The sequence below is a fragment of the Sorangium sp. So ce726 genome (genome assembly GCF_051521405.1).
Classification (GTDB): domain Bacteria; phylum Myxococcota_A; class Polyangia; order Polyangiales; family Polyangiaceae; genus Sorangium.
Window position 1 is genome coordinate 9,965,850 of sequence record NZ_CP150349.1, and the last position, 22,773, is coordinate 9,988,622.

At 71.4% G+C, this 22,773-nt stretch carries 21 protein-coding genes; 8 read left to right on the top strand and 13 right to left on the bottom strand.

Annotation, left to right across the window (positions count from 1 at the left end; translation table 11 throughout):
- The first annotated feature begins 93 nt into the window (after positions 1 to 93).
- Positions 94 to 1,416, top strand: a complete 1,323-nt coding sequence (locus WME79_RS37145) for a hypothetical protein (protein ID WP_437524911.1) — start codon at positions 94 to 96, stop codon at positions 1,414 to 1,416.
- A gap of 216 nt (positions 1,417 to 1,632) precedes the next feature.
- On the opposite strand, the gene WME79_RS37150 is transcribed toward WME79_RS37145, so the two are convergent.
- The 6 genes from WME79_RS37150 to WME79_RS37175 form a co-directional block, all read right to left on the bottom strand.
- A complete protein-coding gene (locus tag WME79_RS37150; RefSeq protein ID WP_437524914.1) occupies positions 1,633 to 3,369 on the bottom strand; it encodes a hypothetical protein in 1,737 nt (578 codons plus the stop codon).
- Positions 3,370 to 3,384: 15 nt separating this feature from the next.
- On the bottom strand, positions 3,385 to 3,624 hold the full coding sequence (locus WME79_RS37155) for a hypothetical protein (RefSeq protein ID WP_437524917.1): 240 nt from the start codon (positions 3,622 to 3,624) through the stop codon (positions 3,385 to 3,387).
- Positions 3,625 to 3,754: 130 nt separating this feature from the next.
- A complete protein-coding gene (locus tag WME79_RS37160; RefSeq protein ID WP_437524920.1) occupies positions 3,755 to 4,990 on the bottom strand; it encodes an RNA polymerase sigma factor in 1,236 nt (411 codons plus the stop codon).
- Positions 4,983 to 5,378 (bottom strand): YciI family protein, encoded by a 396-nt coding sequence (locus WME79_RS37165; protein ID WP_437524923.1) that lies wholly within the window; start codon positions 5,376 to 5,378, stop codon positions 4,983 to 4,985. Before WME79_RS37165 ends, WME79_RS37160 begins: the two co-directional genes overlap by 8 nt.
- 62 nt (positions 5,379 to 5,440) lie before the next feature.
- Positions 5,441 to 6,157: a DUF899 domain-containing protein gene (locus WME79_RS37170; protein ID WP_437524925.1), complete on the bottom strand. Its 717-nt coding sequence runs from the start codon at positions 6,155 to 6,157 to the stop codon at positions 5,441 to 5,443.
- Between the two features lie 291 nt (positions 6,158 to 6,448).
- Positions 6,449 to 7,237 carry a penicillin-insensitive murein endopeptidase gene (locus WME79_RS37175; RefSeq protein ID WP_437524928.1) on the bottom strand — a complete coding sequence of 263 codons (789 nt, stop codon included), beginning with the start codon at positions 7,235 to 7,237 and terminating at the stop codon, positions 6,449 to 6,451.
- A 225-nt stretch (positions 7,238 to 7,462) separates the two neighbouring features.
- On the opposite strand from WME79_RS37175, the gene WME79_RS37180 reads away from it, so the two are divergent.
- Complete coding sequence (locus tag WME79_RS37180; protein WP_437524930.1) at positions 7,463 to 8,320, top strand: CvfB family protein; 858 nt, start codon at positions 7,463 to 7,465, stop codon at positions 8,318 to 8,320.
- An 84-nt stretch (positions 8,321 to 8,404) separates the two neighbouring features.
- Here the strand turns inward: WME79_RS37180 and WME79_RS37185 are convergent, their stop codons facing one another.
- The 3 genes from WME79_RS37185 to WME79_RS37195 form a co-directional block, all read right to left on the bottom strand.
- Entirely contained in the window at positions 8,405 to 9,598 is a 1,194-nt protein-coding gene (locus WME79_RS37185) for a formylglycine-generating enzyme family protein (RefSeq protein ID WP_437524933.1), read from the bottom strand.
- A gap of 149 nt (positions 9,599 to 9,747) precedes the next feature.
- Positions 9,748 to 10,215, bottom strand: a complete 468-nt coding sequence (locus WME79_RS37190; protein WP_437540015.1) for a Dps family protein — start codon at positions 10,213 to 10,215, stop codon at positions 9,748 to 9,750.
- A 361-nt stretch (positions 10,216 to 10,576) separates the two neighbouring features.
- Entirely contained in the window at positions 10,577 to 11,173 is a 597-nt protein-coding gene (locus tag WME79_RS37195) for a YqgE/AlgH family protein (RefSeq protein WP_437524935.1), read from the bottom strand.
- A 162-nt stretch (positions 11,174 to 11,335) separates the two neighbouring features.
- On the opposite strand from WME79_RS37195, the gene WME79_RS37200 reads away from it, so the two are divergent.
- From WME79_RS37200 to WME79_RS37210, 3 genes are read left to right on the top strand one after another with little or no spacing between them, the layout of a single operon-like run.
- Complete coding sequence (locus WME79_RS37200) at positions 11,336 to 11,746, top strand: 6-pyruvoyl trahydropterin synthase family protein (protein ID WP_437524937.1); 411 nt, start codon at positions 11,336 to 11,338, stop codon at positions 11,744 to 11,746.
- Between the two features lie 55 nt (positions 11,747 to 11,801).
- Positions 11,802 to 13,286 carry a DEAD/DEAH box helicase gene (locus WME79_RS37205; RefSeq protein ID WP_437524939.1) on the top strand — a complete coding sequence of 495 codons (1,485 nt, stop codon included), beginning with the start codon at positions 11,802 to 11,804 and terminating at the stop codon, positions 13,284 to 13,286.
- Positions 13,273 to 14,493, top strand: coding sequence for a DUF790 family protein (locus WME79_RS37210; protein ID WP_437524942.1), 1,221 nt, complete (start codon positions 13,273 to 13,275; stop codon positions 14,491 to 14,493). Before WME79_RS37205 ends, WME79_RS37210 begins: the two co-directional genes overlap by 14 nt.
- Positions 14,494 to 14,536: 43 nt before the next feature.
- On the opposite strand, the gene WME79_RS37215 is transcribed toward WME79_RS37210, so the two are convergent.
- The gene (locus WME79_RS37215; protein ID WP_437524945.1) at positions 14,537 to 15,610 is read right to left on the bottom strand and encodes a PHP domain-containing protein; all 1,074 of its coding nucleotides are present in this window, start codon (positions 15,608 to 15,610) and stop codon (positions 14,537 to 14,539) included.
- A gap of 199 nt (positions 15,611 to 15,809) precedes the next feature.
- On the opposite strand from WME79_RS37215, the gene WME79_RS37220 reads away from it, so the two are divergent.
- On the top strand, positions 15,810 to 16,919 hold the full coding sequence (locus WME79_RS37220; RefSeq protein ID WP_437524947.1) for a hypothetical protein: 1,110 nt from the start codon (positions 15,810 to 15,812) through the stop codon (positions 16,917 to 16,919).
- Between the two features lie 19 nt (positions 16,920 to 16,938).
- Here the strand turns inward: WME79_RS37220 and corA are convergent, their stop codons facing one another.
- Positions 16,939 to 18,144 (bottom strand): magnesium/cobalt transporter CorA, encoded by a 1,206-nt coding sequence (gene corA, locus WME79_RS37225; protein ID WP_437524949.1) that lies wholly within the window; start codon positions 18,142 to 18,144, stop codon positions 16,939 to 16,941.
- A gap of 274 nt (positions 18,145 to 18,418) precedes the next feature.
- On the opposite strand from corA, the gene WME79_RS37230 reads away from it, so the two are divergent.
- The gene (locus WME79_RS37230; RefSeq protein ID WP_437524952.1) at positions 18,419 to 19,756 is read left to right on the top strand and encodes a hypothetical protein; all 1,338 of its coding nucleotides are present in this window, start codon (positions 18,419 to 18,421) and stop codon (positions 19,754 to 19,756) included.
- Between the two features lie 39 nt (positions 19,757 to 19,795).
- Here the strand turns inward: WME79_RS37230 and WME79_RS37235 are convergent, their stop codons facing one another.
- On the bottom strand, positions 19,796 to 20,215 hold the full coding sequence (locus tag WME79_RS37235) for a GFA family protein (protein WP_437524954.1): 420 nt from the start codon (positions 20,213 to 20,215) through the stop codon (positions 19,796 to 19,798).
- 223 nt (positions 20,216 to 20,438) lie between these two features.
- Here WME79_RS37235 and WME79_RS37240 point away from each other — a divergent pair, with 223 nt between their 5' ends.
- Complete coding sequence (locus WME79_RS37240; RefSeq protein WP_437524957.1) at positions 20,439 to 21,983, top strand: hypothetical protein; 1,545 nt, start codon at positions 20,439 to 20,441, stop codon at positions 21,981 to 21,983.
- Between the two features lie 45 nt (positions 21,984 to 22,028).
- On the opposite strand, the gene WME79_RS37245 is transcribed toward WME79_RS37240, so the two are convergent.
- Positions 22,029 to 22,715, bottom strand: coding sequence for a pentapeptide repeat-containing protein (locus tag WME79_RS37245; protein WP_437524960.1), 687 nt, complete (start codon positions 22,713 to 22,715; stop codon positions 22,029 to 22,031).
- Positions 22,716 to 22,773 lie beyond the last annotated feature (58 nt).

A 22,773-nucleotide genomic window follows, 5' to 3' on the forward strand; every position in this document is an offset into this window, starting at 1 on the left:
TGGCCCATCGGGATCGGCGCACCTTTCGCGGCGTTCGCGGGGCTCGACCCGTACCTCCACGTCTCTCACGACCGTGCGGAACGCTCCCAGGGAATGGTCGATTTCCTGCTAGCCGAGGACGGCACCGTCTCCGTGGAAGGCTCTTCGACGGGAAACGCGCTGGTGCCCTACGCGGCGTCCCCCGTGATCCTGGTCGAGAAGCTCGCGCGCTTCCTCAACATCGCGCAGCGCGGCCTCCACCACCTGCGCCTCGAAGCCCGCCCCCGCGCTGGCGCCTGGCTCGCGGAGGCGCTCGGCGCCCGGCCCATGGCGGCCGCGAGCGATGCCTACCACACGGTATGGGACGCCGAGGATCTCGTCATCCTCGACGGGCACCCCTCGGGCGCCGCGCCGGACCGGACGCTCGTCTTCGCCAGGTCGGTCGAGCGGCTCACCCAGGCGGTCGAAGCGCTTGCGGGCTCGCCGGCGGTCGCGGCAATCGCCTGCGACGAGGTCACCATGGATCTCCGCGCTCCGGGCGAAGCCCCCGCGCCGGTGGGCCGCGGGCTCGTGCCCATCGGCCTGGAGCGGCCCGAGCAACGGGGAGCGCTGCGCATCGAGCGCACCGCATCAGGCGTCTCCCTCGTCCAGGAGCGCGACTTCGGCGGGCGTGTGCTCGAGCGTCACGAGCTCCCGCCGGCGGGCGACCGGCTCGCGCACACGCGATGGATGCTCGCCGCCGAGGGGTTCCGAGGCGTGCTCACGGACCGCGCGGTAAACGCCCTGCGCGCGCGGGGGGTGCTCCGGGATCCGCAGCGCACCGCCTCGCGCGCCCGCCTCGAGGAGATGCTTGCGCCTCACGGCGTCGCGGCCAGCGACCCGCTGCTCGCGTTCGAGCAGCACGCGGGCGGCCTCTGTGTCTCCCGCGACCAGGGCGAGCTCTACTGGCTGGGCCCTGCGCTCGAGCTTGAGGGCGGCGTCCTGCCCCGCAACGGGTTGGTGCCGATCGGCGCCTTCTCCAGGGGCCTGTACTTCATGGCCGCCGACGGCGCGATCCTCGCCGACGACGGGGTGGTGGAGCGCTTCGTCTTCGCGGATTCGTGGCGCATCTTCCTGGAGCGGTTCGCCCTGGGGCACGAGGCTCCGGACGTGATCCCGGGGTGGCCGGCCCGCCATCGCGCGAGCCTCTCCGAGGACGTGGGCGAGGCGCTGGCGCGGGCCCTCGGCGTCCCGCGCGCGCCCGAGCTCAGCGACCGGACGCAGTCGTTCTGGACGAGCGCCGACCTGGTGATCTGGTCGACGCCCGCCTACCTCGAGTTCTGCGTGTCCCCCTGCATCCTCTACGCGGACGAACTTGCGGTGATCGAGCAGGCGCTCGCATGGATCCAGGCGAACCATCCTGAGCTGAGCATCGAGCGGAGCGAGGCCTCGCGCTGATCGAGCGCTGGCACCGGCAGTTCACCCTGTTCCTGCCGCCGCAAACTGCGGAGTGAACGCGGCCCCTTTGACGATGCGGCGGCGGAGGGCGCCCCGTTGGGCCACATCGGAGCCGCCGTCGGCGGGGAGACAGGCGGAAGCCATGAAAATCGCTGCCATTTTCGGCGACCGCTCGTCATCGACCGGTTTCTCTGGCGGGATTTCTGACACGCGGCCCTAGCCGAGCGCCCCCGAGGCGGCCGCCGGGCGGAGGCCCTCGATCAGGGCCGCGCGATAGCGGTGCCGCGCCGCGGAGAGGCGCAGCGCCTCGCCCTCGTCCGCGAGCGACGCCGCGGCCATCGCGGCGTGACCCAGACGCAGGAGCGGATAGGCGAGGAGATACGCCGGCAGGCGCCGCTCGGGATCATCGCCGGAGCGGCGCCGATACCGCTCCAGGAAGGCGCGCCGGGCGCCTCGCGGCATCCGCCACTCGACGATGGCGCCGGCGAGATCCCAGGCGATGTCCGTGGGGCCAGGGAGGAAGTGATCGTCGCCGTGCCCGCAGGCGTCCACCTTGACCAGCTCGCCCGAGGCGGACCTGCGCCACTCGTGGGGATCCATCCTGCCATCGACGATCACCGGACACGCGAGCTCCAGGTGAAGCTCACCGGGGAGCTCCCTCCGCATCTCCAGCGCGAAATTGGTGCGTGCCATCGCGATGAGCTCGTCGGCCGCAGGGCTCGGCACAGGGAAGGCCGAGCCGCGAAAGGCGCAGTAGTCGGCGAGGCGATCGAGCTCCGCGGCGGACAGGTCATCGGCCTGGAGCGGCCGGCCAGGGAGCCATGGATACGAGAAGAATCCCTGGCCCTCGTCGCGCGGCTCCGGCCCAAAGCCGGCCCGGAAGACGCCGTGAGCCCGCTCCAGACACTCCGCTCCATAGCGGCCCATCCCTTCGAACTTGAGGATCCGGCGTTCGTCCCGGGAAAGGTATTTGAGGCGCTCCATGGACGTCCAGGAGGGCGGCCAGCGCGCTTCGTCCTCATAGCAGCGGCGGCGCCACGCTCCGGCGCCGATGGGCTCGCCCGCGTCGCCGGGGAGCTGCGCCCCGCCGTCGGCGCGCTCCGATCGGAAGGACCGCCAGCGGCTGGCGCCGTCCGGCGCGAGGAGCGCGTCGGGGTCGGGCGCGCGGGAGCCGAGGAAAACGATGCTGGCGCGCGGGACGCCGGCGCGGACCAGGGCGTCGCCGGCGGCGAGGAACGAGGAGCCGCTGAGGCCCGGCCCCTCATCGACGACCCAGAACCGCGCTCCCTCGGCGATGCCGTCCGCGACCCAGCGGATCTGCCCGGCGTCGAGCTCGACGCGGCGGTCATAGGGGTGACCTGATGGACGCACGGTGGTGCGCCCGGCCCGGATCCCGTGCCGGCGGAGCGCCGCAGCCGTCACCGCGCTCAGCGTCGTGCCGATGCTGCGGATGCCGACGACCCGGACCGGCGCCGGCGGAGACGCGAGCCGCTCGGCCAGCCGGGCGAAATCGAGCGGGTGGAGCGCGTAGAACGAGAACCCTTCGGGCGGCGATGTCGAGACGATCGCCGGGACCTCGATGGCCGTGGGGGCCTCGGGCGTGGCCAGACGTCGGGCCGTCCGTGGCCAGAGGTCTGGCTGTCCGTGGCCAGAGGTCTGGCCGTCCGCGCTCGCGAGCGCGCCCGCGTCGTCACTGCCGATCAGCGCGGCGGCGAGATCGCCGGTGAGCTGCGCCAGCGCCGAGGCGCTCTCCGCGCCGGCGTCGGCGAGGATGGACTCGAGCTCACCAGCGCGGATCAAGGCGCGGAGCACGACGTCGCGCGGGCGCCCCGCGCCTTCGAGGCCGGCGATCGCCCGGAGGTCGACCGCGAGCTCGTCGACGAGCCGCCGCCCCGGGACGTCGCGGCGGCCGCTGCGGAACACGTACATGCGGTATCCGGAGCTGTCGGCCATGACGGGCTCCACGTTTCACCGCTGCGCGACGCGCCGGAGGAGGGCGGCGGCAGCGCGCGGCCAGATCTCCTGGAAATGCCAGGTCACCGCGAGCGCACAGCAAGGGTGTCCCTGCCAGCGATCCAGGGTCACGCGCAGGCCGTGCTCCTCGAAGATGCCGTGTTGCACGGCATCGACGAGCGAGGCGGCCCACGTGATTGGGATGGAACAGATCTCCAGCTCGACGATCTCGGGCGCCGTCGCGTCTCCCCCCATGGCTCTCCCCCCTTGCACCGACGCAGCAACCGCCACAGACGGACTTTCACAGCGGTAACGCACAAGGGACCGGTTCGTCAAGCCGTCGGCCTCGTGGGTGGACGGCAGCGACGCTGCCTGGATCGGTCGTTCAGCCGCGTGTGTCGGTCGCTGCCGCGGTGCGCTCAAGAAACCTGCGCACCGCCGGGTCGCGCGTCAGCCGCACGGCGACGTCGAGCGCAGCCCGTGCCTCACGCTCGCGCCCGAGCCGGCGCTCGACGTGGGCGCGTGTCGCCCAGTAGGGCTGATAGCTCTCCACGGCGTCCGCGGGGATTGCGTCGAGCAGCGCCAGACCCGCCGCGGGCCCGCGCGCTTCGGCCACGGCCGCGGCGCGCCCGACGAGCGCGCCGAAGGTGGGCGCCAGGCGCACGAGACCTTCATACAGCACCGCGATCGCGGCCCAGTCGGCGCGCCGATCGCGACGGCGCGCTACATGCGCCGACTGCACGGCGGCCTCCAGCTGGAAGCGCCCAGGCTTTCCGAAGCGCGCCGCCGTTGCCAGCAGGCGCTCCGCCTCCCCGAGCCGCCGCGCGTCCCACAGGCTCGTGTCTTGCTCCGACATGGGCACGTACTCGCAGGTGGCGGAGCGCCGCGCGGGCCGCCGCGCCTCGCAGTACTCGAGCAGCGCGAGCAGCCCGAGCCCCTCGGGCTGCTCCGGCAGATGCTCGACGAGCAGACGCGCGAGAAAGAGCGCCTCCTCGGCGAGCCCGAGCCGCTCGGCGTCCATGCCGTCGGCGCCCTCCCAGCCGTAGCCGTAGGCGGCGTAGATCGCCTCCAGCACCGCCGGCAGCCGCCGCTCGAGCTCCACCCCCGCCGGTACCTCGAACGCGATCCGCGTGTCGCGGATCTTGGCCTTCGCGCGCGACAGGCGCTGCCCCATGGTGGTCGCGGGCGTGACGAACGCGGAGGCGATCGCGGCCGCGTCGAGCCCCAGCACCACCTGCAACATCAGCGGCGTGTGCACGCGCGGGTCGATCGCCGGGTGCGCGCACACGAAGAGCAGCTTCAGCCGCTCGTCGGGAAACGCGAGCGCCTGCGATAGATCTTCGGCCTCCGCCAAAAGGCTCATGAGCACGGGCGCGCCGCCGTCCCGCGTCCGCTCCCGGCGTCGCCGATCGATCAGCTTGCGGCGCGCTGCGTGCAGCAGCCAGGCCTCAGGCTTGCTCGGGATGCCGCCCGCTGGCCATGTCCGCAGCGCGGCCACGAAGGCATCGGCGAGCGCGTCCTCGGCGCCGGCAACGTCACCCGAGCGCGCCGAGAGGAACGAGATGAGCCGCGCGTAGGAGGCGCGAGCCACCGCCTCGACGGCGACGCCCGCTTCATCCACGCACGGGCCCCCCGTGGCGCGGGCCGAAGATGCGCGTCAAGTCCGCCAGCGGCCGCACCTCGACGGCGCCGTACTCGGCGGCTGGGCAGCGCGATGCCCACTCCAGCGCCGCGTCGAGCGTCGGCAGTTCGAGGAGGATGAAGCCACCGAGCTGCTCCTTCGTGTCAGCGTACGGCCCGTCTTGCACTTGCCGCTCGCCCCCGCGCACGCGGATCGTCGTCGCCGTCGTGTCGGGACGCTCGAGGGGGCCGCCGCCCTGATAGATGCCGGCGTCCAGGAGCGACTGGTGGTAGGCCCGCCACGCGCCCCAGTGCGCGGTGTCTTCGGTCGGCCGGCGCCGCTCGTCGAACTGCTCGGAAGGCTCGTAAATCAGCATCATGAAGTGCATGGGCTCGCTCCAGGGGAGCCCAGGCAGCGCGCCTGTCTGGGCTCCGATGGGGGGCTGGGCGTTCAGGTCGCCGTCACCCCGTACCGATCGTGGTGCCGCACCCACGCCATGGGCCAGGGCAGCTCCTTTTCATCGCGCCCCTTGGGCACCATGTCGAGCAGGTAGTAGGCGCCGACCAGCGGCTCGGCGCCCCGCGCGTAGGTGGAGTAGGTGTGGAATATCGCGCCGCTCGCGTCCCTGGCGAAGACGCTGATTCCCGGCGCTTCCTCGCTCGGAAAGGCGGAATCGGCGTAGTTGTAGTAGAACGAGCCGGCAGCGACCTCATCCTTCGAGAAGGACACGTGGAAGTCGCGATTGAAGTCGCTGCCGTGGGAGGACACCCAGGGGAGCCCCCAGCCCATGCGCTCGCGGAAGCGTGCGATCTCGGTGTAGGGGGCGCGTGACACCAGCGTCAGCGCGACGTCGCGAGCGGCGAGGTGCACGCGCGCGCCGTCGAGGTGGTCGGTGAGCAGCGAGCAGCTCGGGCAGCCCTCTTTCCAGCCGGGGCCCAGCATGAAGTGATAGACGATGAGCTGGCTGCGCCCGGAGAACAGATCGCCGAGGCTCTGCTGTCCGCTCGGGCCGTCGAACTGGTAGGTCTTGTCCAGCCGCACCCAGGGCAGCGCCTGCCGCTCGGCGGCGAGCTCGTCCTGGCGGCGCGTGAGCTCCTTCTCTTTGTCGAGCAGCTGCCGGCGCGCGGCGAGCCACTCAGCGGGGGATACGATCTTCGGTTGGTTCATTGGAGTTTCCTGAGCTTGAGGGTGGGAGGGCAAGCGCTGGCGACCCGGCCGTCGTCAGCAGTTTCTTGATGCCGTAGGCAACGAGCCCACCGGCGGAGGCGACCTTCGCCGCGGTGACCGCGGCGGCCGCGATGCAGGCAGGACACATCTCGAGGCTCCTTCCGTTCGCTTCAGCCCAATGACGGGCGAGCGCGCCGCGGTTCGACAACGCCTGCATCTATTTTTCGAGCGGCTGCCGGCCGCGATGGCCCGGAGGTCGACCGCGCCCTCGCCCCCCGTCGATGGCTTCGCTCAGCGCGGGCCGCCGGCCACGGCCGCGAAATCGATGTGCACGTGCTCGTCGTGCCGCCACCACACCGGGCCGCGGGGGATCGCCCCTGCGAGGGAGCCCAGCTTGCGGCCCGCGGGGCTGGCGAGCAGCAGCGGCACGTACTCCGGCGCGAGGATGATCCGCTGGATCCGGAGCTTCCTTGCCCTGGCCTTCTCGTCCAGCACCGTCAGGAGCCGCGCGAGATCGTCAAAATCGATCGTCAGGTCGCCCCACCGGCCCTGCGCGTCGAGCTCCAGGCCATAACCGAGCTTGTTCCAGGGATAGGTCGACACCTCCGCGGGCCGCCCCGCGCCGTCGCGCAGCGGAACGAAGACATCGACGCTGAGCCCGTTCTGGTGCGTGCGGTGCGGCCAGAACGGGCCGCCATCGCGGTGGCCCGTCTCCCCCACGACGAAGCGCCGCCCTGGCTTCGAGGCCGCGCACGCGGCGAACGCGTCCTCCAGCGCGTCGCGAACCGCGCCGTGCACGTACTGGCGCCCGAGGCTGGCGCCCAGGTAGGAGTACGTCACATGGCCGGGCCCCGAGGGGCGGAGCGGGTGCCCGTGCAGCAGCCGGCCGCGCGCGGGACTGCCAACGCTCTCGGACAGCCCCGCGCCGTCGAGCCAGACGCGGCCGTGCGCCACGACGACGGGCGCCACGAGCAGGAGACCGGCGGCGACCGCGAGTCGCTTCCACGCCCGACGAGACGCGTTCGTCGCTCGCGGAGCCACAGCGGGCGGCGCGCCCCGGAGGACCTGGAGGAGCTTCACCCCGCTCGGCTTCCTGGAAGATCGATCACGTTGTTCAAGCGAGAAACGAACCCTCAAGCGCGCCAAGAGGAGTGCTCGCTCCTGGCGTTGCTGGCGCCTCGGCAGCTCACCATTCGGCGTCTTTCAGGCAGTTTCAACTCATTTGTGGGTTCGAGAGGCCATCGCGCCCAAAAGCGACGCGACCGACCGACCGCGCGCCCCCGCCCTGTGCAAGACTGCGCGCCGATGCCGTACGACCATCTCCTCGGGCGCGTGGTGACCCTGCCGGTGCGGCGGTTCGGCCCGCCGGGCGCCTTCCTCTCGGCCGATCCAGACGACCTTCGCCCGGAGGCGCCGGTGCTCCTCTTGCCGGGCGGCGAGGTGCCAGAGGGCGCCAGGGAGGGAGACGAGCTCGAGGTCTTCGTGTACCTCGACTCGGAGGATCGCCCCATCGCCACGACGCGCCGGCCGAAGGTCACGCTCGGAGAGGTCGCCTTTCTGGCGGTCACCGACGTCGCGCCCTTCGGCGCCTTTGTCGACTGGGGCCTGCCCAAGGAGCTGCTCGTCCCCCGCGCGGAGCAGACCCGCGATCCGCAGATCGGCCAGCGGCACCCGGTGGGGCTGCTCGTGGACAGGACCGGCCGCCTCGCGGGGACGATGCGCGTGAGCGAGATGCTGCGCGACCAGGGCGAGTTCGATCTCGACGAGTGGGTCGAGGGTGAGGCGTGGCGCAATGAGCCGGGGATCGGCCTCTTCGTCATCATCGAGCGCAGGTTCGTCGGCCTGCTCCCCGCCGACGAGCCGCACACGCTTCCCCGCGGCCAGGCGGCGCGGTTCCGCGTGGCGAGCGTGCTGCCCGACGGGAGGATCGAGCTCTCGCTCCGCGGTCACGCGCATGAGGAGGTCGAGAGCGACGCGCAGAAGATCCTCGCGCGGCTCTCGCGCCCGGGCGCGCCGAGGGTCGGCGATCGCTCGAGCCCGGAGGAGATCCGGGCGCTCTTCGGCCTGAGCAAGAAGGCGTTCAAGCGGGCCGTCGGCCGCCTGCTGAAGGAGCGCGCGGTGGCGATCGACGGCGAGGGGTTCCTCCTCAAAAACGCGCGCTGAGCCGGGCGGAACGGGCGAAATGGCCGGAAGGAAACGCGACGCCCCGCGGCGGACGCCGCGTCCGGAGCGTCGCGCGGGCGACGGCTACCTGTCCCTCGCGCACCGGGCGCCGATGCCGTAGTAGCGGGCCGCGGGGTCGCCGGGGAGGCGATGGTTCGTGACCAGCTGTTCTTCCGGATCTTCAAAGGACCCACCGCGCATGACCCGGTCCGTGGTGTCGCTCAGGTTCGCGCAATCGTCGCACGACGTGCAGCCGTCGCACGAGGTCTGGAATCTGGTGCTGAACCCGTCCAGCGTCCATTCAAGGAGGCTCCCCGCCAGGTCGGCCTGCCCCCACCGGCCATCTCCGGTTGTCTGCTCGTCGTCGGTCGACCTCGATCCGACCTCCAGGAAATCCTCTGTGGTACAGCGGCCCTCATCCCCATCGCCAAGGCAGTTGCTGACCACCCGGCTCTGGTCGAATGAGCTGCCCCACGGGAACGTCCGCGCCTCCGCGCCGCCTGCCGCCGCGTAGTTCCATTCGGCCTCGGTGGGCAGGCGCCCGCCATCCCACGCGCAGAAGGCCAATGCCTCGTACCATGTGATGCAGTTCATCGGCAGCGCGTCGTCGTCAGCCGACGCATCGTCACCGTTCCACGTCGCGCAACGGGGGCTGATGTCGCCGCAGTTGTCGGGGTTGCAGGCCTTCAGCTCACCCCTCAGCGTCTCGGTGTCTGCCGCGAGGAATCGATTGAACGCGGCGATCCATCCACTTCCCGGCAGCTCCGGGTGCTCTCCTACGTTTTCTTCTGGTGGGTCCGCCTGGGTCCCTTTGCCCGCCTTGACGAACTCGATGAACCGGCCGACTGTGATCTCGTACGTATCCAGCCGGAAGCGGCTCACCGTCGCCCGGCGCGCGTCGCGGGGCTCGGTCACGTTCCTGTAGCTCCGGTCGTAGGACCCCCCGTCCACGAGCTTGCTATCGCAGCAGCTGATGTTGTGCGGCCCGCACCGCCCGTCGAGTTCAGCGCAGCTCCGGGGGATGGACGAGCCGCCCTCGCCCCCTCCGCCCCCGACGCCTGCTCCTCCGGCGCCCGCGCCGGCCACCCCTGCTCCTCCCGCGCCCGCGCCGGCCCCGCCGCCGTCGTTCTGCGCGCCGCCTCCTGCCCCGGCGCCGCCGCTCCCCGCCGCCGCGCCCCCTCCACCGCTCCCCGCTGCGCCCTCTCCACCGCCAGGCGAGTATCGTCCCCAGTCCGCACCGATGAGGTCCGAGCACCCGGCGACGACGAGCGTTCCCACCCCGCCGATCCAACCAGCTTTCGCCCAGGTTCCACCCATGACCCGACAGCGTCACCCCCTTCGTTCACCGCTGTCAAGCCGCTCCCGGCCGGCCGGCTGCATCGAGGGCTCCCCTCTCCGCAGCTCGGCCGGCGGACGCAATCTGGGCGCTACTCGAGCAGGCTGCGCAGCATCCAGGCGGTCTTCTCGTGGACTTGCAGGCGCTGGGTGATCAGATCGCAGGTGGGCTGATCGTTGGCCTTCTCGGCCACGGGGAAGAGCTCACGCGCCGTGCGCGCGACCGTCTCGTGGCCTTCAACGAGGCGCTTGATCATGTCCGTGGCCTTGGGGACGCCGTCGTCCTCCTTGATGGACGACAGGGCGACGAACTGCTTGTAGGTCCCCGGCGCGGGGAGGCCGAGGGCCCGGATGCGCTCGGCGACCAGGTCCACGGCGAGCGCCAGCTCATTGTACTGCTGCTCGAACATGAGGTGGAGCGTCTGGAACATGGGCCCCGTGACGTTCCAGTGGAAGTTGTGGGTCTTCAGATAGAGCGTGTACGTGTCCGCGAGGACGCGTCCCAGCCCGGCGCCGATCAGCTCGCGGTTCTTGACATCGATTCCGATATTGATCTCCATCATCGCTCCTCTCGTAGATCGTGTGCTCTTCGCTCGCTGGGCCGAATCCGGCGCCGGGAGAGCCCCCCGCGCGGCGCCCTCCGTGCCCAGTCGTGACGGGCCGCCAACGTTCGTCCTCGCCGTCGCCGCGTCAATCGGGTCGTCCCCTTCTCTCTTCCCAGTCGTCCCCTTGCTCTCTTCCCATCTCTTCCCAGAGGAGGACGCCAGCGGGTCTTCCCATCTCTTCCCAGAGGAGGACGCCAGCGGGGCAGACCCGCACAGGAGACGGGCCCAGATCGGCGTTTTCGGCGCGCAGGCGTACTCCTGTACGCCGAGCACCGAAAACGTCGAGATGGGCCCGTATCCGAAGCGGGTCTGCCCCTCACGCCTCGCCGATGCTGCGCATGGACATTACCTCGATGGGGCGCAGACCGAGCAGCGCATAGGCCTGCTCCCAGCGCTGGTCCGCCGCGATGTCGAACAGGATCCGTTCGTCGAGGGCCACGGGCAGCCACGCGCCCGCGGCGATCTCTCGCTCGAGCTGGCCGGGCCCCCAGCCGCTGTAGCCGAGGAGCACCGTCCTGCGCCGCGGGTCCGCGGCGGCCGTGCCGCGCACCGCATCGGCCGCGAGCGTGTCGAACGCGCTGCGGGACGACGTGACCCGCACCCGGGAGCCCACCGGGATCACGCCCGTCTCCTCGGCCCCGAGCGCCGGATCGAGGCACAGGATCCACCCTGAGCTCGGCTGGACCGGGCCGCCAAGGTAAACCGGCGCCGGGTCCTTCAGGTCGTTGCCATAACCCGCGAACGACAGGAGCTCCCCCAGCGTCATCGGCGCCGGCCGGTTCACAACGAACCCCAGCGCACCGCCCTCGCTGTGCACAGCGAGGAGCACGACCGTCCGGTCGAAGTTCGGATCGCCGAGCGGCGGCGACGCGATGAGGAACCCTGGGGCCAGCACGCTCGCTTCGCTGTTCATCGGCGATCCTCCCTGGCAACGGTCAACCGGTCACTGCGTCCCGCACGAACCCGTCCGCCGCGGCGGGGGCTGGACGGGGAGTCGCCCCCACCTTACTCCGGTGTGCCGTGACAGGCGATTGGGATCTCCCTCCAGCGCCGGCGCGGCGGGTATAGTGGATCCATGTACACCGTCGGCGTCCGCGATCACATCATGGTGGCCCACAGCCTCAAGGGCGTGCAGTTCGGCCCTGCGCAGCGCCTGCACGGCGCGACGTACACGGTCAGCGTGGAGGTGGAGCGCGAGGAGCTCTCTCCCCTCGGCCAGGTGGTCGAAACGAGCGCGCTGCGGGACAGCCTGCGCGCCGTGCTCGCCGAGATCGACTACCGGAACCTCGACGAGCACCCCGCGTTCGAGGGCAAACGCTCGACGCCGGAGCTCATCGCGCGCTACATCCACCGCGAGCTCGGCCGCAAGCTCCCGGTGAGCGCCGGCAGCGCCCTCACGATCACGCTGCACGAGTCCCCCCTCGTCTGGGTGCGCTACCGCGCGCCGCTCCGGGGCGCCTCGGTCATGCCGACCGAGCTGGCCTGATCGCCGGCCGTCTCCGCTTGGCACGCGGCCCTGCCCGCGGCAAAAGAGCGCGCCGATGACCGAGCCGGTCCGCACAGCGCCGATCGTCCTGAGCTTCCAGGGCGGCACCCTCCGCATTGAAGGCCTCGCCCCGCGCCCGGCGCTCGAGGCGGCGCCTGCGCTCGACAGCAGCGCGCTGCCATCGAGCGCGGGCGAGCCCGACGGCGGCGACGCCGGCGATCCCGCCGAGGGCGCGCCGCTCGACCCCGCGTGCCTGCCCGCGTCCTGCCGCTGGGACGCGCGCGAGCGCGTCTACCGCGTGCCGGCGATCGACTACGCCGAGCTCGTCCTGAGGCTCCGCGCCCGCGGCGTCCCGTTCACCGACGCCGCCCGCAAGTACGAGGCGCTCCCGCTCGCGCCGCTCGCCAAGCACGACCCGTTCCCCTACCAGCGCGAGGCGCTCGACGCCTGGGCCGGGCGGCGCAGCCGGGGCGTTGTCGTGCTCCCGACGGGCGCGGGCAAGACGTTCGTCGCGACGCTCGCGATCGCCGCGCGGCAGCGCAGCGCGCTCGTGGTCGTCCCCACGCTGGACCTCCTGAACCAGTGGTACGACGGGCTCTCCGCCGCGTTCGGCGTCCCGATCGGCCTGCTCGGCGGCGGTTACCACGACGTCCTCGACCTGACGGTGACCACCTACGACTCCGCGCACGCCCACATGGACCGGCTCGGCGCCCGCTTCGGCCTCGTGATCTTCGACGAGTGCCACCACCTGCCGAGCCCGTCGTACGCGCTCGCCGCAAAGATGTGCCTCGCGCCCTTCCGCCTCGGCCTCACCGCCACGCCCGAGCGCGCCGACGGCCGGGGCTACGACGACCTCATCGGCCCGATCGTCTTCCGCCGGGAGATCACCGAGCTCTCCGGGCAGTACCTCGCGGCCTACGACGTCGTCCGGCTCGAGGTGCCGCTCTCGGACGACGAGCGCGCCGCGTACGAGGCGGCGCGCGCCGTGTACATCGGCTTTCTGCGCGCGAACGGCATCCGAATGCCCGAGGGGTGGGGCCAGTTCATCCTGCTGAGCTCGCAGTCCGACGCCGGCCGCCGCGCCTTCGAGGCGTACCGCCGCCAGCGCAGCCTCGCCCTGTGCGCGCCCGGCAAGATCGACGTCCTCGCCCGGCTGCTCCACGCCCACCGCGCCGATCGCACCCTCGTCTTCACCGAGGACAACGCCACGGTCTACCAGATCTCGCGGCAGTTCCTGCTGCCGGCCATCACCCACCAGACCAAGGTGAAGGAGCGCAGCGCCATCCTCGACGCCTTCAACCGCGGCGCGCTGTCGGCGGTGGTCACCTCGAAGGTGCTGAACGAGGGGGTCAACGTGCCCGAGGCCAACGTGGCGATCGTCCTGTCAGGCAGCGGCTCGGTGCGGGAGCACGTCCAGCGGCTCGGCCGCATCCTGCGCCGGAGCGAGAACAAGACGGCGATCCTCTACGAGCTCGTGGCCCTCGGCACGAGCGAGCAGCGGGTGAGCGACAAGCGCCGGGAGCACATTGCTTACCAGTGACCTCGTCCGCGTCCGCCGCCGGGGCGGGCTTGTCGTGCCGCAGTACCTCCGCGGGGCGGCCGCCGAGCGCCTGCTGCCGGTCGCGCGGGCGTACCTCGACATCCTCTCGCAGCGCGTCGGCGAGCGCCGCGACGAGGTCGAGGCCGCGCTCGACGCCATCGAGGTGCCCGCGCGGGATCGCGTGGCCTCGCTCGGCCTGAGGAAGGTGCTCGAGGACGCCTGCGAGTACGAGGTGCAGGAGGGCGTCGATCCCGAGGCGCTCCGGCGCGAGCTGTTCCACGCGGCGGCGGCGGCGCACCGCGCCCTCGACGTCCGCGCCCGCTTCGACCGAGCCGCCGTGCTCGACGAGGTGGCCGCCCGGCTCGGCACGACGCCCGCCGCGATCGAGGCGGGCCTCTACGCCGACCTGCGGGGCGCCGAGATCCTCCGGCGCGCGGCCTCGGACGCGCCCGAGATCCTGCTGGATCGGTACAACCTGGCGCTGGCGCAGTCGATCCTCCTCCGGGCGACCCAGGTGACGATCCGCGTCGAGGGGGAGAGCGCCCAGCGCTACCGGCGGATCTTCCGGGCGGCGCGCTTTCACGGGCTCATCCACGTGGTCCAAGGCGATCCGGTCTCCGGCTACACGATCGCGCTCGACGGCCCGTTCAGCCTGTTCGATGCGGTGCAGCGGTATGGCTTGCGGCTCGCGATGTTCCTGCCGTCGGTGCTCTCGTGCGCCTCGTTCCGGCTGCGCGCCGACCTGCGCTGGGGGCGCGACAAGGAGCCGCTCGCTGTCGAGATCGGCCCGGCGGACGGCCTCCTGTACCACGGGCGCGAGCTCGCGGAGACGACGCCCGAGCTGGAGGCGTTCTGCGAGGGGTTCAGGAAGCTCGGGTCGCCCTGGACCGTGTCGCCGAACGAGCGGCTGTTCGCGCTGCCCGGAGAGGTGGTGTGCGTCCCTGACCTGGTGTTCCTGAACGCGGAGACCGGGGAAGAGGTGTACCTTGAGGCGTTCGGGTTCTGGAGCCGGGACGCGGTGTGGCGGCGCGTCGAGCTGATCCGGAAGGGGTTTCCGGCGAGGATCCTGCTCGCGGTCGGCAAGCAGCTCCGCGTGAGCGAGGAGGTGCTGGGCGACGACGAAGCCGGGGAGATCTATGTCTACCGGGCGACGATGTCGCCGCGGGCGGTGCTGGCGCGGCTGGACGGGAAGCGCGGGGGGGCGTGAGCCGCTGCGGAGGGCAATCTGGCGTCGACGACGCCCGCGGCGCTCACGGCTCCACGGTCGCGTACGCCGGCGTCCACGCCCGCTTGCCGTCGGGCCGCGTGATCCGCGCCCGCACGTACCGCTCCCCGCCGCGGAGCCGGTACGTCGCCCGCCCCTCCGTGGGCTGCTGCCGCTCCAGCACGAGCCCGCCCCGCCCGACGAACTCGACGACCGCGCCCGCCGCCACCGGCCAGACCGAGAACGCGTCCCCGGCGATCGCGATCCTCCGCAGCCTCGCCCCGGACGACGCGTAGAGCCGTCCCCCGGCGAGCGCGCTGCAGATCGCGGCGCGCGACGCCTCCCGCGAGAACACCTCGATGAACCCGCGGCCGGGCCCCGCGGGCGGCGCGCCCGACCCGGCCATGAGCTGGTGCAGATCGTCCACCGCGACGCCGACGATCCCCCCTCCCGCGGCGCCGCGCACCGTCAGCACCGCATCCCATAGCGCCTCGTGCGACGGGCGCGTCGCGTCGCCGTCCGTGTACACGTACGGGTGCCCGCTGTGGATCTCCAGGAGCTCCGCCGCAGGCGCCGCCAGGAGGTCGCCGGCGGATAGCGACCCGTCGAAATTCGGATGGTTGATGAGCGCCACGCCCCCCTCCGCCCACACACGCCCGATCGCCCACTTCAGCGCCTCCCCCTTGGTCAGGAAGGCGCCCCCGCCGATCGTCGCCCGCGTGCAGAGCGCGTTCACGTGCACGGGCTTCCCCTCTGCCCACATCGTGACCTCTTCGCCGGGGATCACGGCGAAATTCGACGTCGACGAGGGATCCTGGAACATCGCAGGATCGACGCGCTGGTTGTGGTCTGTCAGCGCCACGAAGGAATACCCGTTCTCACGGTACCAGCGGACGACGTCGCGCGGCTCGCTGTCCCCATCGCTCAGGGACGTGTGCGTGTGGATGTTCCCGCGCTGGAACACCTCCACGTCGAGCGCCTTCTCGAAGCGCGGGCGGCCCGGCGGTCCATGCCCTCCGGGGGCAGAGCCCGAATCGGGCGAGGCGCGCTCCGCCCTGCCGGCGAGCGCGAGGAGCGCCGCTGCGCCGATGAACAGGAGAGCACTCCAGCGTCCGCGCATGTTCATTGCGATGAGGAGGAGAGTATACAGAACGCCAGGGCCGCGACCAATTCACAGAGAGCGCGCCCACACCCCCGCCGCCGCGCGTTACCTCTCCCGCTCTCCGGCGCGCGCGAGGTGGTGCGCGCGTGCGCGCGCCCGTCTCCTCTTCAATTTTTAATTACCCCGGTCCACCGGCGTCCGGCGGCATACTGCTCCCGTGACGCCCCCCCTGCTCGCGCTCGTCATGATCGTCAAGGACGAGGCCCCCTCCATCCGCGAGACCCTCGCCTCGGCCAGGCCCCACGTCGACCGATTCACCCTCCTCGACACCGGTTCCACCGACGGCACACAGGCCCTCGCGCGCTCCGCCATGGCGGGCGTCCCCGGCGATCTCGTCGAGGAGCCCTTCGTCGACTTCGGCGCGACGCGCAGCCGCGCCCTCGATCTGGCCGGCGACGCGGCCGTGTTCACCCTCATGCTGAGCGGCGACGAGCGCCTCGTCGCGGGCGATGCGCTCCGTCGCTTCTGCGAGGAGCGCCGCGACGCGTCGGGCCCGGGGCACGGCGCCTACCACCTCCGCGTGCGCTACGGCGATTCCGTCTACGACTCCGCCCGGCTCGCCCGCGCCTCGGCCGGGTGGCGCTACGCCGGCGCCACCCACGAGGTGCTCTCCAAGGAGGGTGAGCTGCCCCCCTCGATCCGCGTCCCCGACGCCCACATCGTCCACGACCTCTCTCGCCGCGACGCCGCCGCCCAGACCCGGAGGTGGCAGCGCGACCTGGAGCTGCTCTCCACCGCGCTCGCCCGATCCCCCCGCGACGGCCGCACCGCCTTTTACCTCGCGCAGACGCTGGAGTGCCTCGGCCAGCACGCGGAGGCGTTCGAGGCCTACGAGCGGCGCGCCGCGCTCGGCGGCTGGAAGGAGGAGGTCTACGAATCGCTGTTCCGCATGGCGCGCACCGCCGCCGCGCTCGGGCGCCCCTGGCCCGAGGTGCAGCAGCGCTACCTCGACGCCCACGCCCACAGCCCGCACCGCGCCGAGCCGCTCTTCGCCGTCGCCTGGCACTGGTACGGACAGCGGTGCTGGCCGCTCACCTACCTCTTCGCCTCCCGCGGCGCCGCCCTCCCCTTCCCCGCCCAGGCCACCCTCTTCGTGGACGCCGACGTCTACGAGCACAAGCTGCTCGACCTCGTCGCCACCAGCGCGTTCCACGTCGGCGAGCTCGCCGCCGGCGAGGCGGCGCTGCGCGAGGCCCTCGCGCGCCGCCCCGGCGATCCGCGCCTGCTCGGGAACCTCGCGTTCTACGCGCCCGCGAAGAAGCGCTGACGCACGCGCTCGCAGCCGCTCAGCTGCCGTCGTCGTCCTTCCTGAGCCAGCCCTTGCGGCGATAGTACGTGAGCAGCCCGACGACGCTCGCCAGCATCAGGAGCCATACGAACGGATAGCCGTAATACCAGTCGAGCTCCGGCATGTTGTACGGCGAGGTCTCGTGGTGGAAGTTCATCCCGTAGATGCCTGCAATGGCGGTGACCGGGAGGAAGATCGTCGAGATGATCGTGAGCACCTTCATGATCTCGTTCATCTTGTTCGATATCCCGGAGAGGTGGAGATCCATGAGGCCCGAGCTCAGCTCGCGGTAGGTCTCGACCATGTCCATCAGCTGCACCGCGTGATCGTACGTGTCGCGCAGGTAGAGCCGCGTGTCCTTGGAGATGAGCAGGTTGTCCTCGCGGAGCAGCGCGTTGACGAGATCGCGCTGCGGCCAGATGGCGCGGCGGAGCGTGAGCAGATCCCGCTTCAGATCGTGGATCGGCTTCGACATCGGGCGCTTCGCGTCGAGGACCTCGATCTCCAGGTCCTCGATGTGCTCACCCATCCGCTCGAGCACCGGGAAGAAGCCGTCGACCACCGCGTCGAGCAGCGCGTACGCCAGGTAGTCGGCGCCGCGCTCCCGGATCGTGCCCCGCCCGACGCGAATGCGCTCCCGCACGGCCTCCATGACATCCCAGTCGGCCTCTTCCTGCACCGTCAGGACGAAGCCCTTGCCGACCAGGATGGCCAGCTGCTCGGTGCGCAGCACGCAGGGCGCGTTGACCTGCGCCATCCGCGCGATGATGAGGACGTGCTCGCCGCCGTAGACGTCCGCCTTCGGCCGCTGGGGCACGTTGACCATGTCCTCCAGCGCGAGCGGGTGGACATGGAAGATCTCGCCCAGCCGCTCGAAGGTCGCCTTGTGCCCGAGCCCCCGGACATCGACCCACGTGATGGAGGGCCGCTCGTCCGTGAGGTAGGGGATGCACTCGTCGACGGTCTGGATCTCCTTCTCGGACACGACCTCGGCGTCGTAGTCGATGACGAAGATCTTCGGCCGCCGCGTGTCCTCGATGACGAGCGTCCCGGGCGGCGACGCGGGCGGCGGCTCGTGCACGAGCCGGTCGCGCCTGGGCCGCAGCGTCGTCCGGTCGAGGTCGCCCCTCTCCTGGACCCAGGAGGCGCGCTGCTGCGGCGCGCTGCTGCGCCGCGACTCGGGGGGTAGCGTGGTGCTCGTCACGGGGGCGTGATGGTAGACCAAGATCCCGTGGCATCGAGCGCGGGATGATGCGCGGGATGACGCGCGGGAGCGAGCGCGCTCTCCCGCTCGCTCCGCGGCGCCGGGTGGCGTATGCTGATCAGGCCGCGGCAGGGAGTTGCTGGTCGGGCCGCGGCGGGGAGCGGGCGCTCGCAGGGCCGCCTCTTCCTCCCTGTCCCTGCTGGCCGGGGGAGCGCGCGACGCGCGCCGGCCTGCGCCTCGCGCCGCCCCGCGCGCCCTGCCCTTCCGGATGCCCATGGGAACGACCCTCGACATCGCGATCGGCCTCGTCAGCGTCTTCTTCCTGCTCAGCGTCCTCTGCTCGGCCATCCACGAGGCGCTCGCCGGCGTGCTCCGGCTGCGCGCGCTCAACCTCGCGCAGAGCATCGAGATCATGCTGGCCGACAGCGAGCTCGACGCGCACGTGAAGCAATCGCCCGGCGCCGCCGATACCGCCGCCCCCAAGAGCCCTCCGCTGGAGCAGGTCATGAAGCGCGTGGCGCGGCGCGCTGTCGAGCTCGTGCGCACCCGGGTGATGCCAGGACCGCTCCCGAGCCCGCTCGCGGCGAAGCTCCGCGAGCACCCGCTGATCAAGGATCTCAAGTACGGCTGGGTAGGGCCGTCCTACATCCCGTCACACGCGTTCGTGGCCGCGCTCATCGACACCTTGCGGCACGTCCCCTGGCCCGACAGCGCCGCGGCGCTGGCCCCGCAGGGCGGCGCCACACCTCCGCAGACCGGCGCCGGCGCCGGCGCCGCGCCTGTGCCGACGGGCGACGCCGCTTCCGCGCCTCTGCTGCAGGCCAGCGACGGCGTCCCTCCGCCGCAGGCGAGCGGCGCCGCGCCTGCGCCGGGCGAGATCGCGGCGGCGCCGAGCCGCGACGAGGACCCGCTCGATGAGCTCAAGCAGATCATCCGGAGCATGCCGCCGAAGAGCGATCTCCGGCGCGCCCTCACCACGATCGTCGACTCCACGGTCAAGGACATGCGCGAGGCCAACATCCGGCTGGAGCGCTGGTTCAATGACGCCATGGACCGGGCCGCCGGCCGGTACAAGCGCCGCGCGCAGCTGATCATCAGCGCGACGGCGCTCGTCCTCTGCGTCGGGTTCAACGCCGACAGCATCCGCCTCGCGGGCGCCCTCTCGCGTGACGCGGTGGTGCGCGCGCGGCTGATCGCGGCGGCGCAGGAGATCGCGAAGTCGCCGCCCCGCGCTGCGCCCCAGGCCGGCAGCATCGACCAGAACGAGGACATCATGGCCGCGATCGCCGAGGGAAGCGGCGCTCGCTCCCGGCTCACCGGGCTCGACATCGAGATCACCTGGGGCGTGAAGGCCCCCGAGCACACGAGCGTTCCGAAGCTCTGGAACGCGATCGCGGCGATCCTCGGCCAGAGCATCGTCGGCTGGATCCGCGGGGTGCTCGACAGGCTCCTGACCCCCGGCATCCTCATCACCGCGGCCGCCGCCTCCCTCGGCGCGCCGTTCTGGTTCGACCTGCTCAACAAGCTCGTGAACCTCAGGACCGTCGGCAAGAGCCCCGAGCCTTACGAGCCCCCCAAGGGCGCCGGGCCGGACACCAGCGTGACCCGCTGACCCTGCACGACGATCAAGGGGACGACACGACAGGTCGTCCTACCACGACGCTGGAAGCTCGTCGTGGGTTGGAAGCCCTCCGCTGGCGCACCCCCACGGCGCTCTGGAACCCCAGAAGATGTGATCCGTCGGAGAGATGGGCGGCGCTGTATCCAGCGAACCGGCCGGAACGACAATGATCTTGCCGTCGCGCCTCACACGCGGGACGGGACACCCGCAATGACTGCAAAACCACTTTCCGAAGCGCTGCGCCGTGGGCAGCTCATAGCGCGTGATGGCCTCTTCCCCTGACAGCCATCGGAGCTGGCTGGGATCCACGGCCAGATTCGTGGCGTGGCCCGTGCCCGTGCCTTTGCGACACCGCGAGCAGTGGCAATGGATCATCAACTGGAACGGCGGGTCGACCTCGAATGTCACCGCTCCGCAAAGGCAACCCCCGTGAATGCTGGACTTGCTCATGTGCTCTCTCCAGGCGCCTGACGCCGCGATGGAATGGGACGCTCACCCTATCCGATCTGGCCGGCGAGGATCGAGCTCGGTCCGCCCGGCGCGCCCGGAACACGACACCGTGGCCGCCCCGACACGCGCCGCGGCCGCTCCTTGGGCCGGCAGCGGCCGGCAGCGGCATTTCGCCCGCGCCTCCGAGCTGGTACGCAGGCTGCTAGATCCAGGGGACACGACCATGAAGATATTGAGCGCTTGCTTTCTGCTGGGGATTCTCGTTGGCTGTCAGAAATCCGAGGAGGCCGGCCTGCCGGCGGCGAGCTCGGGACCGAGCGCCGGCTCGAGCGCACCGGCGGCAACCGCCGCGGAGACAGCGTCGCCGGCCGCTGCGGAGGCGGCCTCGTCGGCCCCCGCGCCCGCGGCTGCGGCGCCCACCGAGCCGGCTCCGTCGTCGACCGCGCCGGCGTCTTCTGGTGCGCCGGCGTCCTTCAAGGAAGGCCGGAGCGAGTCGATCGCAGCGGCCGTCGGCCTCGGTTGCGAAGCGAAGAGCCTCGACGGCTGGCTCGAGCTGCTTTGCCGGAAGAAGAACGGGACCGGAGGGCACCCCGTTCGCGCGGTGATCCACGATCCGAGCGCGGAGGCCGCAGCCGAAAAGCCGAGCGAGCCTGTGGCGGCCGACGGCGCCGGCGAGGGGCCCGACGCGGGCCCCTCGAACGAGGTCGTCGCCGACGAGCGCGGCGAGCTCCGGCTCGTCGCACCGTTCCGGGCCGAAGCGAAGCAGAGCGTCACGCTGGAGTGGACCGACACGCGCTACGAGCTCCAGATCGACGGGACGAGCGCGAAGCTCGACTGGGCCGGCTCCGTGGTGTCGCACCGGCGCGCTTGCCAGGAGCTCCTCGATCAGAACCGAGCGCGCATCTCCGACGCGCAGAAGCTCGAAGGACCCGAGAAGGTCTCGGCGGCCGAGGCGACGCGCCTGCCGAAGTTTGGAGTCTGCCAGCCGGCGGGGCTCGGCTCCTGGGCGCTGTCGCTGACGCGATTCGCGGGCACCGGCGAGGGCGCGGCGCGGGCGCTCGCCTTCGACATCGAGGTTGTACGGATCGACCTCGATGGCAAGCGCTTCGCGGCGCCGCTGGGCACGATCGAGGTCGCGCCCGGTGGACTCGCGATCTCCGCGTTGAACGTCTATGACTTCGACGACGACGGCAACGACGAGCTCATCGTCCCCTACGAGCTCAACGCGCTTGCCGCGGGCGCGAAGCCGGCGGCGCCAAGCCCGGTCTGGACGTTCTCGAACGGAGCGGTGTCCGCCTATTCGAAGGCACCGAGCGTCTCCGGCGGCCTCGGCATCGAGCACCTCGACCATGACATGCGGCCGGACATCGGGACCTATGGTCCCTTCGTCGCGTGGCTCGGGGCGGACTGCGGCGTGAAGAGCTGCCCGTCGCGTGTGACCGGACCGAAGTTCTATTTCCACTCGGTGCAGGACGGCTCGTTTTCAGCGACCGACGCCAGCGCGACCGGGGCGCTCGGCCGCGCGTGCGGCAAGAAGCCGGCGGCGATCGTCGTGACGGCCGGCAGCGGCGTGAACGTCGCTCAGACGGCGAAGAACCTCGTCTGCGCGCGCGTGCTGGGAGCCACGCGGGAGGCGATCGAGGGCGAGCTCACGGCAAAGCGCGCAGACCTCTGCGGCGGCGCGGCGACCTGCGCGCTGTCGAGCACATTCGAGGCCTGGCTCGACGCGGCGCTCCCGGCAGAGCTGGGGACCGCCGCGAAGCCGTGAAGGCTGCAGGTATTTCGAGGCCGCGGCGCACGGCCACCCGGGCCGTTATCTGCCTTCCTTCTCCGTGAAGCCGAGCACGTGCATGCCGAACGAGGCCGCGAGGAGGATCGCCGCCTCGAGCGGGATGCGGGCGCCCTTCACGTTGTTCTTCGCCGGATCGATGAACAGATCCTGGGCTCGAGGGAACTGCGCGTTTCGAAGGTCGCAGTCCTCGAAGCGCGTCCCCGCGAAGCGGCACTCCTCGAACACCGCCCCGGCGAGGTCTGTCGCGGCGAAGACCGACTCGGTGATCGCGCACCGCTCGAAGCGCGTCTTGCGCAGCGCGAGAGAATCCATGATGACATACCGCAAGTCGCACTCCTCGAACGACACGTCGGGGAATTTCGCGATGTTCGTCCAGTCGACGCCCATCAGCTTGCAGGAGTTGAACGCCACGCCGCGCAGCGAGAGCATGGTGAGGTCGGCCTTGGTCAAATCACAGCTCTCGAAGACGCAGTTCTCGAGCCGAACGCGCGTCCAGCGGCTCTCGCCGAGCTTCGAACGCCGGAACACACAGCCGCAGAAATCTCGGCCGCTCAGGTCCGCTCGTTCCAGCGTGAGCCCATCGAACGTCTCACCGTCGAAGGAGTCCTTCCCTTCGAACGGATCCAGCTTCCCTGGGGAGATTTCTCCACCGCCGCCGGCGCCGGGCTTGGGCTTATCTCCGCTGATCGATCGTCCTCGTCCGGCCATTCCCTGCTCCAGTCCACCCAACGATTTTAGACATGGTGTCATCGCCTGGTGGTGGGCG

Bases quoted from the DNA above. Each gene is read 5' to 3' on its own strand.
- WME79_RS37200 (WP_437524937.1), top strand. From the start codon at position 11,336: ATGTACACCGTCGGCGTCCGCGATCACATCATGGTGGCCCACAGCCTC.
- WME79_RS37195 (WP_437524935.1), bottom strand. From the start codon at position 11,173: ATGAACAGCGAAGCGAGCGTGCTGGCCCCAGGGTTCCTCATCGCGTCG.
- WME79_RS37170 (WP_437524925.1), bottom strand. From the start codon at position 6,157: ATGAACCAACCGAAGATCGTATCCCCCGCTGAGTGGCTCGCCGCGCGC.
- WME79_RS37180 (WP_437524930.1), top strand. From the start codon at position 7,463: ATGCCGTACGACCATCTCCTCGGGCGCGTGGTGACCCTGCCGGTGCGG.
- WME79_RS37190 (WP_437540015.1), bottom strand. From the start codon at position 10,215: ATGGAGATCAATATCGGAATCGATGTCAAGAACCGCGAGCTGATCGGC.
- WME79_RS37145 (WP_437524911.1), top strand. From the start codon at position 94: ATGGTCGATTTCCTGCTAGCCGAGGACGGCACCGTCTCCGTGGAAGGC.
- WME79_RS37150 (WP_437524914.1), bottom strand. From the start codon at position 3,369: ATGGCCGACAGCTCCGGATACCGCATGTACGTGTTCCGCAGCGGCCGC.
- WME79_RS37165 (WP_437524923.1), bottom strand. From the start codon at position 5,378: ATGCACTTCATGATGCTGATTTACGAGCCTTCCGAGCAGTTCGACGAG.
- WME79_RS37205 (WP_437524939.1), top strand. From the start codon at position 11,802: ATGACCGAGCCGGTCCGCACAGCGCCGATCGTCCTGAGCTTCCAGGGC.
- WME79_RS37240 (WP_437524957.1), top strand. From the start codon at position 20,439: ATGAAGATATTGAGCGCTTGCTTTCTGCTGGGGATTCTCGTTGGCTGT.
- WME79_RS37235 (WP_437524954.1), bottom strand. From the start codon at position 20,215: ATGAGCAAGTCCAGCATTCACGGGGGTTGCCTTTGCGGAGCGGTGACA.
- WME79_RS37215 (WP_437524945.1), bottom strand. From the start codon at position 15,610: ATGCGCGGACGCTGGAGTGCTCTCCTGTTCATCGGCGCAGCGGCGCTC.
- WME79_RS37155 (WP_437524917.1), bottom strand. From the start codon at position 3,624: ATGGGGGGAGACGCGACGGCGCCCGAGATCGTCGAGCTGGAGATCTGT.
- WME79_RS37230 (WP_437524952.1), top strand. From the start codon at position 18,419: ATGGGAACGACCCTCGACATCGCGATCGGCCTCGTCAGCGTCTTCTTC.
- WME79_RS37245 (WP_437524960.1), bottom strand. From the start codon at position 22,715: ATGGCCGGACGAGGACGATCGATCAGCGGAGATAAGCCCAAGCCCGGC.